The 11,207-nt window shown below is 63.7% G+C and carries 14 protein-coding genes; 9 read left to right on the top strand and 5 right to left on the bottom strand.

The genetic code is table 11. The features are described 5' to 3' along the window. Positions 1-54: 54 nt before the first annotated feature. Positions 55-879, top strand: a complete 825-nt coding sequence (locus tag GOEFS_RS21590) for a biotin--[acetyl-CoA-carboxylase] ligase (protein WP_138918106.1) — start codon at positions 55-57, stop codon at positions 877-879. Between the two features lie 3 nt (positions 880-882). Here the strand turns inward: GOEFS_RS21590 and GOEFS_RS21585 are convergent, their stop codons facing one another. Continuing rightward, a complete protein-coding gene (locus tag GOEFS_RS21585; protein WP_007320080.1) occupies positions 883-1,482 on the bottom strand; it encodes a DUF6069 family protein in 600 nt (199 codons plus the stop codon). A 167-nt stretch (positions 1,483-1,649) separates the two neighbouring features. On the opposite strand from GOEFS_RS21585, the gene GOEFS_RS21580 reads away from it, so the two are divergent. From GOEFS_RS21580 to GOEFS_RS21570, 3 genes are read left to right on the top strand one after another with little or no spacing between them, the layout of a single operon-like run. Further along, positions 1,650-2,189 (top strand): PH domain-containing protein, encoded by a 540-nt coding sequence (locus GOEFS_RS21580; RefSeq protein WP_007320079.1) that lies wholly within the window; start codon positions 1,650-1,652, stop codon positions 2,187-2,189. Continuing rightward, on the top strand, positions 2,186-2,863 hold the full coding sequence (locus GOEFS_RS21575; protein ID WP_007320078.1) for a response regulator transcription factor: 678 nt from the start codon (positions 2,186-2,188) through the stop codon (positions 2,861-2,863). Before GOEFS_RS21580 ends, GOEFS_RS21575 begins: the two co-directional genes overlap by 4 nt. Positions 2,864-2,871: 8 nt before the next feature. Continuing rightward, entirely contained in the window at positions 2,872-4,185 is a 1,314-nt protein-coding gene (locus GOEFS_RS21570; RefSeq protein ID WP_007320077.1) for a sensor histidine kinase, read from the top strand. Here GOEFS_RS21570 and GOEFS_RS21565 read toward each other — a convergent pair. Next, positions 4,157-4,717, bottom strand: a complete 561-nt coding sequence (locus GOEFS_RS21565) for a GtrA family protein (RefSeq protein ID WP_040525918.1) — start codon at positions 4,715-4,717, stop codon at positions 4,157-4,159. The two genes, GOEFS_RS21570 and GOEFS_RS21565, sit on opposite strands and share 29 nt — an antisense overlap. 132 nt (positions 4,718-4,849) lie before the next feature. Here GOEFS_RS21565 and GOEFS_RS21560 point away from each other — a divergent pair, with 132 nt between their 5' ends. The 3 genes from GOEFS_RS21560 to GOEFS_RS21550 are packed head-to-tail and all read left to right on the top strand — an operon-like array spanning position 4,850 to position 7,143. Then, positions 4,850-6,097 (top strand): 5-(carboxyamino)imidazole ribonucleotide synthase, encoded by a 1,248-nt coding sequence (locus GOEFS_RS21560; protein ID WP_083837392.1) that lies wholly within the window; start codon positions 4,850-4,852, stop codon positions 6,095-6,097. Next, the gene (gene purE, locus GOEFS_RS21555) at positions 6,072-6,653 is read left to right on the top strand and encodes a 5-(carboxyamino)imidazole ribonucleotide mutase (RefSeq protein WP_007320074.1); all 582 of its coding nucleotides are present in this window, start codon (positions 6,072-6,074) and stop codon (positions 6,651-6,653) included. Before GOEFS_RS21560 ends, purE begins: the two co-directional genes overlap by 26 nt. Before the next feature lie 4 nt (positions 6,654-6,657). Further along, positions 6,658-7,143, top strand: a complete 486-nt coding sequence (locus GOEFS_RS21550; RefSeq protein WP_007320073.1) for a DinB family protein — start codon at positions 6,658-6,660, stop codon at positions 7,141-7,143. On the opposite strand, the gene GOEFS_RS21545 is transcribed toward GOEFS_RS21550, so the two are convergent. The 3 genes from GOEFS_RS21545 to GOEFS_RS21535 are packed head-to-tail and all read right to left on the bottom strand — an operon-like array spanning position 7,140 to position 9,086. Then, entirely contained in the window at positions 7,140-7,832 is a 693-nt protein-coding gene (locus tag GOEFS_RS21545; RefSeq protein ID WP_007320072.1) for a GNAT family N-acetyltransferase, read from the bottom strand. The genes GOEFS_RS21550 and GOEFS_RS21545 overlap by 4 nt on opposite strands. 49 nt (positions 7,833-7,881) lie before the next feature. Continuing rightward, positions 7,882-8,715: a dienelactone hydrolase family protein gene (locus tag GOEFS_RS21540; protein WP_007320071.1), complete on the bottom strand. Its 834-nt coding sequence runs from the start codon at positions 8,713-8,715 to the stop codon at positions 7,882-7,884. Then, positions 8,712-9,086, bottom strand: a complete 375-nt coding sequence (locus tag GOEFS_RS21535; protein WP_040525925.1) for a nitroreductase family deazaflavin-dependent oxidoreductase — start codon at positions 9,084-9,086, stop codon at positions 8,712-8,714. The genes GOEFS_RS21540 and GOEFS_RS21535 overlap by 4 nt, the downstream gene beginning before the upstream one ends. A gap of 91 nt (positions 9,087-9,177) precedes the next feature. Here GOEFS_RS21535 and GOEFS_RS21530 point away from each other — a divergent pair, with 91 nt between their 5' ends. Together GOEFS_RS21530 and GOEFS_RS21525 are read left to right on the top strand one after the other, a co-directional pair. Next, a complete protein-coding gene (locus GOEFS_RS21530; protein WP_007320069.1) occupies positions 9,178-9,879 on the top strand; it encodes a TetR family transcriptional regulator in 702 nt (233 codons plus the stop codon). Between the two features lie 91 nt (positions 9,880-9,970). After that, on the top strand, positions 9,971-11,134 hold the full coding sequence (locus tag GOEFS_RS21525; RefSeq protein WP_007320068.1) for an acyl-CoA dehydrogenase: 1,164 nt from the start codon (positions 9,971-9,973) through the stop codon (positions 11,132-11,134). The last annotated feature ends 73 nt before the right edge of the window (positions 11,135-11,207 follow it).

Below are 11,207 nucleotides of genomic sequence, written 5' to 3'. Positions count from 1 at the left end.
TTGGCTGTGACGGCCACTACCTCGGTGTACGTCGGCGACGTAGGCTACTTGGATATGACCGATTCGAGCGCAACGGAACTGCAGGCACAACTGGACGACCGGATGCGGGGCAGCCGGTGGACCAGCATTGAGGTGGTCGACTCAATCGGTTCGACCAACGCCGATCTGTCCGCACGCGCGTCGGGCGATCCGGCGGCGGTGGCCGGTCACGTGCTGATCGCACTCGAGCAGACTGCCGGGCGGGGACGTCACGCCCGGGCGTGGGAGACCCCCGCGGGTTCGCAGCTGGCGATGTCGGTCGCCGTCGGTGTGCCGCGGCCATCGGCGGCACTTGGCTGGCTGTCACTACTCACCGGCGTCGCGGTGAGCGCCGCGATCGAGGAAGTGTGCCCGGGGCTTCGGCAACGTCCGGGACAGGTAAATCTCAAGTGGCCCAACGACGTCCTCATCGATGATCGCAAGGTCGCCGGCATTCTCGCCGAATTCGTCGCGGCCGGTGCCGGGCGGTCCGACGGTAGCGGCACCGCGATTATCGGCATGGGAATCAACACCGCTATGACCGAGGAACAATTCCCCGTACCCACCGCGACGTCGTTGTCGGTGGCGACCGGCGGACCGGTCGACCACGCGGATCTCGCCGTGGCCGTGCTCAATAACCTCGACGACTTGCTCAGCCTCTGGCCCGACCGCCTGCCCGACATCGCCACGCGTTACCGGGCGCAGAGCGGAACCCTGGGCAAACAGGTGAAACTGATCCTTCCCGGCGACCAGGAGATTGTGGGAGTTGCCGAGGAGATCGACTCCGCGGGGCGGATCGTCGTGAATGTCGATGGCGAAAAGGTGGTCGCCGCCGCAGGAGACGTGACCCACCTGCGCTAACGGCTACTGGTAACTCTTGCGGCCCACGGTCGGGATCAGGGTGAGGATCGGCAATCCGATGACCAGGTGGATGATGGCGGTCGCGATACCGACTTCCCAGCCCTGGGACAGAAGTAGCGGGATGATCACCGCGGCAGCGATCAGCAAGCCGACGGTCCAGCTGTAGAACTGATCGGGCGAGGGCGTCACAATCTGCAGGACGTACCAGAGCGCGGCTGCGGCGAGGGCACAGAGGAATGCGGCGACGGCGAACCAGTATTCGTCCCGGGCCAGTGGATTCCACACCCCGAGCTTCCCGGTCTCATTGATCTTTTCCGCGATGGTCCGCAGAATCCACGCGCCCAGCCAGGCGGCCAGGCCGGTGACGATGCCGGTCATGATGACACCGCCGATGAACAACGTCGGGTTGATGCTCGGCGCCGCGGGTTTACGGGAAGGTTGCCCCGGCTGTCGCTGCTGCGGAGCACCGGCCGCGCTATATGCCTGCGACGGCGGGTAGCTCTCGTACCTGGCCGTCGGATCCTGGCGGTAGGGTTCCTGGCCATACGGATCTCGACCGTAGGGGTCCCGACCGTATGGGTCGTTCGGGTACTGATTGCTCATCGCGGTCTGATCTCCTCGCCGTCGCCCTGGTCGACCGTCGAGTCTACGCGGTCGTCCCCGCCGGCAAGGACGAACGATCCCGCCAGCCGTGGTCGGGTGACTAGTCGCACGACCCGTGATCATCGCACCTTACGAATTTCGATCGGTGCGTTGCCTATGCTGAGCACATGGCGTATCCCCGCGAGAATCTCGCCCCCGACGAGCGCATCGTGCTGCATCGGCATCCGCATTGGAAGAGTTTGCTGGGACCGGTCCTGTTATTTCTGTTGGTAACACTGATCGCCGGAATACTCGGTGGAATGGTCGGCGGTTCTGATTTCGCTGGCGGCGTCAAGTTCTGGTTGCTGGTCGTCATCGGAATCCTGTGGGCACTGGTGTTCTTTTGGTTCCTCGTCCGGCCGTTAGTGCGTTGGAAGACAACGCATTTCGTGCTGACCGATCGCAGGGTCATCTATCGCACGGGGGTGTTTACCCGTTCGGGTATCGACATTCCGATCCGTCGGATCAACACCGTCGAGTTCCGGCATGGCGTAATCGACCGAATCCTGCGCACCGGAACGTTGGTCATCGAGTCAGCGTCCGACGATCCGTTGCAGTTCCACGCGATCCCACAGGTCGAGCGGGTTCACGCATTGCTCTACCACGAGGTTCTCGACTCACAGCACGACGAGGAGTTCGGGCCGTCGGGACGCGGTGGTCGGCGATGACGGCGGTGCTGCTGGCTGAGGACGACTCCGCTATCGCCGAACCGCTCGCGCGTGCCCTGACGCGGGAAGGGTACGGCTGCGAGGTTGTCACCACCGGCGTCGATGCGCTCAATGGTGCGTTGAACGGTGGATTCGAACTGCTTGTCCTCGATCTCGGTCTTCCCGAGATGGATGGCTTAGAAGTCTGTCGTCGGGTACGCGCTGAGCGGCCCGACCTTGCGGTGCTGATGCTCACCGCGCGCACCGACGAGGTCGATTTCGTGGTCGGACTCGACGCGGGGGCCGACGACTACGTCGGCAAACCGTTCCGCTTGGCCGAATTGTTGGCGCGGGTGCGGGCACTGTTGCGCCGACACCCCACGCCCGACGACGACGTTCTGGAGGGTGGCAACATTTCCCTCGATGCCAGGGCCCGGCGTGTTCTCGTCGACGGCGCCGACCTGGTGCTGGCCAACCGCGAGTTCGACCTGCTGCGGTTTCTGATGGAACGGCCCGGGGAAGTAGTCAGCCGCGAGGACATCGTCCGGGAAGTATGGGGATCGGCGGACTTACGGTCGTCGAAGACACTTGACATGCATATTTCCTGGGTACGGCGAAAAATCGGCGACGACGCCGGTGACCGCCCCCGCCACATCGTCACCGTGCGCGGCGTCGGTTTCCGCTTCGATCCGTAGGGGCCGACATGCGACACCGCATCTTGACGTCGATGATCGCGATGGTGGCCGGCGTGGGTGTCCTGCTGGGCGCACCGCTGATGGTGATCGCGTGGTGGTGGGTATCGGACCACGCGCATCAAGACCTCGAGGACCGTCTCAAAAGGTTGTCGGTGTTGTTGATCCGCGACGAGATCGGCCCGAATGATGTTGCCGGGATAGCCCGAACCGATCCGGCATTCCGGCTGCTCGTGCCCGAGGACGGCATCTTGGTGATAAGCCGCCCGACGTCGGGTACGCGTCCGGGGACGACCGAGGTTGTCGTCGGTGACCCTCCGACCGGATCGTTGTACACCGATCGAATGGATCTCGGCGAGCTGGGCGTCCTGCAACTCTCCGTACCACTCGATTCGGTCCGCAACGATCAGTGGGCAGCCGTTGGCATCGTGGCAACGATTGTCGTGGCATCGGTTGCGGCTACGACCGTTGTCGCGGCGGTCACGGCGAGTCGCCTCGCCGATCCGGTGATCGATCTGGCCAATCGAGCCGGAGCGATGGCGAGGGGCGATTTCCGGTCTGAGTGGCGCACATACGGCATCGCCGAACTTGACCGGCTCTCCGCCGCGCTCGATGCCGCGAACAGCGAAATCGCCGACCGCTGGGAACGTGAAGGCGAGATCGTCGGCGAGGTATCGCACCAATTGCGCAGTCGACTGACGGCAATCCAGCTCCGGCTCGACGAGCTGTCGATGCACGCCGACCCCGACGTCGTCGTCGAGGCCGAGGCAGCGGCCGCACAGGTCGATCGGTTGTCGTCGGATCTCGACGAGATGGTCGCGGCATCACGTGAGTCGTCCGACGTGCCGTCGATTCCGATCGAGGTCGCTCAGCTCGTCACAACGTTGAGTAAGGATTTCGCACACGCCTACGAAGCGATGGGGCGTCAGATCGTCGTGCGGGTCGCGGCTGACGCAACGGCGTGGAGTTCTCAGCCATCTCGCTTGCGCGAGGCATTGTCGGTACTGGTCGACAACGCGCTGCAGCACGGTGCCGGTACGTGCACGATCAGTGCCGCTGGACTGGTGTCGGCGCCGATGTTGCGGATCACCGTCAGCGACGAGGGGCGTGGGGTACCCGACGAATTGGTGACGAAGATTTTCCGGCGCGGGTTCACCGGCGGCCGTGGAAGTGGAGTTGGGCTCGCGTTGGCACGCGCATTGATCGAAGCCGACGGTGGCCGCCTCGACTTGGTGTCACGACATCCGACGGTATTCGCGATCGTGGTCCCGGCGAGCGGCCCGGAGGTCACCGCGGTTAAGCGTGACCGAGCTCCTCATCGGTGAGTTCGTCGAAGGTTGCGCGGAGATCGGTCGACCCGGCATCGCCGCCACGCAGTTGCTCCTCGGGGAATGCGAATTTGCGCAGTGCCCAGAACCGGAAGGCCATCTGGAGAAGGTTGCCGATGATGTAGTTCAAGGCGAAGTCGATGACCAGCAGTTCTACGCCGCTGATATTGGACCGCATCATAAAGACGTTGTTGGCCAGCCACAGCGGCGCGGCAGCAAGAATCACGCCGATGCCGCTGATGGCGAAGAAGAGCAACGCTTCGTGATGCCGCTCGCGTCCACCGCGATTCTTGAACGACCACTCACGATTGAGGATGTAGCTGAGGATGGTCGCCACGACACCGGAGATGATTTTCGCCATCACTGGCTTCGGCTCGAGCACCGTAAAGGTCAAGGTGTAGTAGATCGCCATGTCCACGATGAATGTCGTGCCTCCGACGACCGCGAACTTAATGAGCTCGTGATGCCGCATAACGAGCCGACGAATCGGCTCGGGCAGGGCGGCGATTACGTCGTCGATCAACGGCACAAGATGCAAGTGTACGAAACCCAACCGCCCGGTAACTTCGCTGGGCACAAATGAGAGATGCGTCGCACGACGGCGGACAGGCCCGACAGTCGTGCGGGCGGGTCGTGAAAGACTGGTCGAGTGAGTGAGAATATGCCGACGGTGACGATGATCGGCGGTGGTCAACTGGCGCGAATGACGCACCAGGCGGCTATCGCGCTCGGGCAGGGGCTGCGCGTTTTGGCGTCGTCGCCAGCGGATCCGGCCGCGGCCGTGAGCGCAGACGTTGTCATTGGTTCGCATGATGATCTTGACGATCTGCGGCGTGCGGCGGACGGCGCCATCGCGCTCACCTTCGATCACGAGGGTGTGCCGCTGGAACACCTTCAGGCGCTGGAGGCAGAAGGCGTCACGGTGTTGCCGCCGGCGAAGGCGCTGCGATTCGCGCAGGACAAGATGGCGATGCGGCTGAAGTTGTCCGAACTTGGCTTGCCAGTTCCCGCATTCGTCGACTTGGCCGGTCCTCGCGACGACGCGCGCGAGCGGTTTGTCGCCTTCGGCGAACAGCATGGGTGGGCGGTTGTGCTCAAAGCCGTGCGCGGTGGATACGACGGACGGGGAGTGTGGCTGATCGATGATCGCGCTGCGGGCCTCGCCGCCTTCGATCGGGCCGCAGAGGATGCTTCGACAACCCTGATGGCTGAGCAAAAGGTGGCGATGCGTCGCGAATTGTCGGCGATGATCGGCCGCTCGCCCTATGGTCAAGGGGCGGCGTGGCCGGTGGTCGAGACAGTCCAGCGCCACGGGCAATGCGCGGTGGTAATCGCGCCGGCGCCCGGGCTGGCGGAGGCGGTCGCCGAACGGGCACAGCAGATGGCATTGACCTTGGCCGCGGAATTAGGTGTCGTCGGGGTGATGGCGATGGAGCTATTCGAAACCCTCGACGGTGAGTTACTCGTCAACGAGTTGGCGATGCGGCCGCATAACAGCGGGCACTGGACGATGGACGGCGCCGTGACATCGCAGTTCGAGCAGCATCTGCGAGCGGTGCTGGACTATCCGCTCGGCGACACCGCAGCGCGTTCGGAGGCTGTGGTGATGGCGAATATCCTTGGCGCACAAGAGGCTCCGACGATATCGATGGATGAACGGCTACACCACCTGATGGCGCGGATGCCCGACGCCAAGGTTCATTTATACGGCAAGGGGGAGCGTCCGGACCGAAAGATCGGGCATGTCAATATCGTCGGACGGCCCGGTGAATCCGATGTAAGAGTGCGTGAGCGCGCCGAAAGTGCCGCCCACTGGATGTCACACGCGGCGTGGATCGACGGCGCGGGTAACGCGACGGGGACTACCGAGAGGGATGAACACGATGGCCGAGTTCGACGAAAAGCTTGAAACCGACACTCCCGCAGGAGAATTGCCCGTGGGTGACGACGCTACGGCTGCGGTAGCCTTGCCGCGGGTCGGACTCATCATGGGCAGCGATTCGGACTGGCCGACCATGCAGGCCGCCGCGCAGGCGCTGGCCGAGTTCGGGGTGCCCTTCGAGGTTGGCGTCGTCTCCGCTCATCGTACGCCGCAGCGGATGATCGACTATGCGAAAGGTGCTGCGGCACGGGGTATTTCGGTGATCATCGCCGGTGCCGGTGGGGCGGCGCACTTGCCCGGGATGGTGGCGTCGGCGACACCGTTGCCGGTGATCGGGGTGCCGGTGCCGCTGAAGTTTCTCGACGGCATGGACTCCCTATTGTCGATCGTCCAGATGCCGGCCGGCGTGCCGGTGGCGACGGTATCCATCGGCGGCGCGCGTAACGCCGGACTGCTGGCGGTCCGGATACTGGCCGCCGCCGATCCGCACCTACAGGCCCGGATGAGCGACTTTCAGCGCGACCTGGAGACGATGGTCCTCGACAAAGACGAGAGCTTGCGTCGAAAACTGTTGGAGGACTGAGCCTGTGACGGTCACCGATCGCCCCGACGACGCCCTGTTCTCGGCGTATGACTTGATCATCGACGAGACCTTCGACTGCATCGCCGGTGTGCTCGATCGCTGCGACGACGTGACCGTGAACGCGACACCCCATGTGCCCGGCGTCAATTCGGTCTTCGCGCTCGTCGCCCACATCGATGGAATGATCGGCTACTGGTTCGGGTCGTTCGTAGCGGGTGAGACGATACCCCGCGATCGGGACGCCGAGTTCCGCGCGCGGGGAACCGTCGATCAGGCGCGAGAACTGTTGGCGCGGGCCAGATCCCGAGTCCCTACCGGAGTGGCGATCGCGCGCACCGAGGGGGTTCGCAACCCGTCGGCGGCCGGCACGACACGTCCCGACGCCGCGGAGTCGACACCGGAATTCGTACTCTTGCATGTGCTGCGCGAGTTGACGCAGCATACCGGTCACCTGCAGATCTGCGCCGACGTAGTCGGGGCATCCGCCTAACTGAGTGGGCCCCGCAGCACTTCGAGCGGCACTTCGCTGCGCAGCTCGAATCCCATTGATTCGTAGAGCTTTCGCGCCGGATTGCCAGCGCTGGTGTGCAGGAATAGTTGGTCACCGCGTGCCCGGATCCCAGCGCCGACGGCACGGATCAGCGTGGTAGCGAGGCCACGACCGCGGGCAGCCGGTGCGGTGCACACCGCGCTGATTTCGGTCCAGCCGTCGGGTCGCATCCGTTCGCCAGCCATCGCGATGAGCGCACCGTCGTCATCGCGAACGCCCAGGTAAGTACCCAATTCGATGGTTCGCCCGAGAAATGGTCCGGGGTTGGTGAGCCGCACCAGCGCGGTCATCTCGGAAACATCCGCGACGGTCAGCTCAACCACCTTCGGGGCGTCACCGGCCGGTTCGGTGTCGACGAATTCGCCCGAATACTGAATCAGCTCAATGGTTTCCACTACCTTCCAACCAGCCGGAACCGGTCCGCGGCGATCGCGCACCGACGCCGTCGTACCCGACGACAGAGCGGCGAGGTCGGCCCAGTCCTGATCGGTCAGCTCGCGAGGATGCGCGTAGAACAGCGAGATGTCGGGATGGAATCGGGCAACCCGCCCCTTCGCCTGCGCCAAGCTCGATTGGCGCCCAAAGAGCGCGTTGTTGATCGGGTCGTCGAGCGGATGCGATGTGGTCACTGGTTAAGGTTCGCAGATCGCAGCCGGCGGGTCCTCGGCGGTGTTGGCTCTAGCCGACCGGCTCCACCTCGAGTTTCGTCGCGAAGAAGTCGAGAACCTGCAACAGGGTGTCGTGGGTCGGTTCACCCGGTTCGTCGATGAGGTGTTCGGTGAGAACCGAATGTGGCGCGATCTGTGCGTCGGGATTCGCGGTGCTGTCGGGTAACTCGACCCCGATGAACGCGTCGCCGAGCTGTTCGCGCAGGTAGTCGAATCGAGCGCCCGGAGCGAGTTTGTCACCCTCGAAACGAAGACCGAGCACCTGCAGCCCGGCGGCACAACGCACTTTGACCTTGTCGAGGTCGCGCGCAGTGATGTCGATATTGCGTGCGTTGCCCACTGGGCGGAAGGGCAGCGACGGCTGGGACAGCACGGGTGCGAGCATCCGATCGTCGACCGACATCGCCAGCGCGAACCCGCCGGTGAAGCACATACCCACCGCACCGACACCGGGGCCGCCGAACCGCTCGTGGGCATCGGCGGCCAGTGCGCGTAACCAGGTGACTACTGGCGAGGACTTACCTGTCGCCAGTTGGGTGAACTCGCGACTGATGCAGATACGGCCCGCGACTTTGGTCATCGCCCTGGCAACTGCGGGGACATCGCCGATCGAGGAGATATTGGCGTCGAGTCCGTCCTCGCCGAATAGTGATGGCATCACGACTGTCATGCCGCGATCGGCGACACGACGCGCGAAGTCGGCGACCTTCGGTGTGATGCCGGGGATCTCGGCCATCACTATGACTGCCGGTCCCGTCCCTTTGGTGTAGGTGCGATGTGTGACGCCGCGATGGGTGAAGATGCCGGGGGTGAAGTCGTCGAGCGGATCGATCGTGGCGCTCATGCGGGAAGTACGGTGCCGTTCAGAACCGACTCGAACCCTTTAGCCGGTACCCGGGCACCCTTGACGATGTCGGGTGAGTCGGACGGAATGACCCGCGGCCCAACGACTTTGAACTTCTTCGACTTACGGATGATCTCAAAGTTTCCGGCCGCTTGGACGTTACGCACCCAGTCCGTGTTAGGGCCGTAGGTGAGCACGATCGACAGTCGGCCATCCTGTACCCAGGCGAGCACCGGCGTCGAATATTTTGTGCCCGACTTACGCCCGACATGTTCGACCACGGCCCACGGCGCCAGCCGGGGTGCCCACAGTCCCTGGATAGGGTTGGTCACGCGCTTGTTGAAACGGGCCACTGCCATAGGAATTTTCATGTGCTCCACGATATGCGCCCGGCACCGGTTTGGCTCACCCGTCTTCGAAACAGTGGTGGCACCGCGTGCCGGATCAGCAATACTTATGAGCATGCTGAGCGATTCCGAGCCAACGGTCGATGATCAGGCGGACTTCCGGGTGCATGTGGTCACCGAGTCGATTCGGTTGTTCGCCGAGAACAGTTACGAGTCGACGACGGTGGATCAAATCGCCGCGGCCGCTGGCATTTCGCGCCGGACCTTCTTCCGTCAGTTCGGTTCCAAAGAGGATGTGATCTTCGCAGATCACGAAGCACTTTTCGCGCGAGTGGCCAACCACCTCGTCACCGTGGGAGGGGCTCCGTGGAGTGCGCCGTGTTCGGCCGCCGAGATCGTATTCACGCATTTCTCACGTACCCGTGAGCTGGCCGTGCGTCGATTCCGCGTCGTGCAAGAGGTGCCGGCGCTGCGTGACCGCGAACTGGTGACGACCTACCGCTACCAGCGGATGTTCGAGGAGGATCTGCGCCGGCGTTTGCCCGACGAATCGGCCGCTCACCTGGCCGGTTATGCGGCCGCGGTTACCGGTGCGCATAACTATCTGCTGAGGGCGATGATTCGCGGCGACCGAACCGCGACCATCGGGCGATTGCGGCGTGAACTTGACCGCATACGTCTGGCACTCGGTGCCGACGGGTCTTCTGATCGACGACGAGTTGCTGTCGTCACCTTCGACGCGGGCGCGACGTCGGAGGAGGTGGCCCGCGAAGTCGGTGAACATCTGCGTAGCGAGGACGGGAGTCGGCGACAATGAGAGCTGCCCCGAAGGATTGACGCGGCACTGAGTGCCGTGATGAACTGTAATTACCACATTACTTTGGCACTGAGTGTCGTAAGGAGCTGTCATGGGTTTCGGTAACCCCGATTTCGAACTTTTCCAGCTACCCGAGGAGCATGTCGCGCTGCGCGAGGCGATCCGCGACCTCTCCGAGAAGCAGATCGAGCCCTATGCGGCAGCCGTCGACGAAGAGGCACGCTTTCCGCAGGAGGCGCTTGACGCGCTGATCGCGTCGGGTTTCAACGCCATTCACGTGCCCGAGGAATACGACGGCCAGGGCGCCGACTCGGTCGCTTCCTGCATCGTGATCGAAGAAGTCGCCCGTGTGTGCGGTTCGTCGTCGCTCATCCCGGCGGTCAACAAACTCGGCACCATGGGGCTGATTCTCAATGGCTCGGACGAGCTCAAGAAGCAGGTTCTGCCGTCGATCGCTTCGGGTGAGGCGATGGCGTCCTACGCGCTGTCCGAGCGCGAGGCAGGTTCGGATGCCGCATCGATGAAGACTCGCGCCCGCAAGGACGGCGACAACTGGGTGCTCAACGGCACCAAGTGCTGGATCACCAACGGTGGTAAGTCCAGCTGGTACACCGTGATGGCGGTGACCGACGCGGACAAGCGCGCGAACGGCATCTCGGCGTTCATGGTCCACAAGGATGATCCCGGCTTCACCGTCGGACCGTTGGAAAAGAAGCTCGGAATCAAGGGTTCGCCGACCGCGGAACTTTACTTCGAGGAGTGCACCATTCCCGCCGATCGCATCATCGGCGCGGAGGGCACCGGCTTCAAGACCGCGCTGCAGACCCTCGATCACACCCGCCCGACCATCGGTGCGCAGGCCGTCGGCATCGCGCAGGGCGCGCTCGACAAGGCCATCGAATACGTCAAGGACCGCAAGCAGTTCGGCAAGGCCATCAGCACGTTCCAGGGGGTGGAGTTCATGATCGCCGACATGGCGATGAAGGTCGAAGCGGCGCGTCTGATGGTGTACACCTCGGCGGCCCGTGCCGAGCGCGGCGAGCAGAACCTCGGCTTCATCTCGTCGGCGTCGAAGTGTTTCGCCTCCGACGTGGCGATGGAGGTGACCACCGACGCCGTGCAGCTATTCGGTGGTGCCGGCTACACCCGCGACTTCCCGGTTGAGCGCATGATGCGCGATGCGAAGATCACCCAGATCTACGAGGGCACCAACCAGATTCAGCGCGTCGTGATGAGCCGCGCGCTGCTTCGCTAGCCATAGTCGCTCAATTGTGTTGAGCGGCTTGCGATTACAGACTGACTAACACGAATGGCCCCGACATCGGTTT

This window comes from Gordonia effusa NBRC 100432 (assembly GCF_000241305.1).
Lineage (GTDB): Bacteria > Actinomycetota > Actinomycetes > Mycobacteriales > Mycobacteriaceae > Gordonia > Gordonia effusa.
Note: the sequence above shows the minus strand (reverse complement) of the source record. Positions and strands in the feature narration are given on the sequence as shown.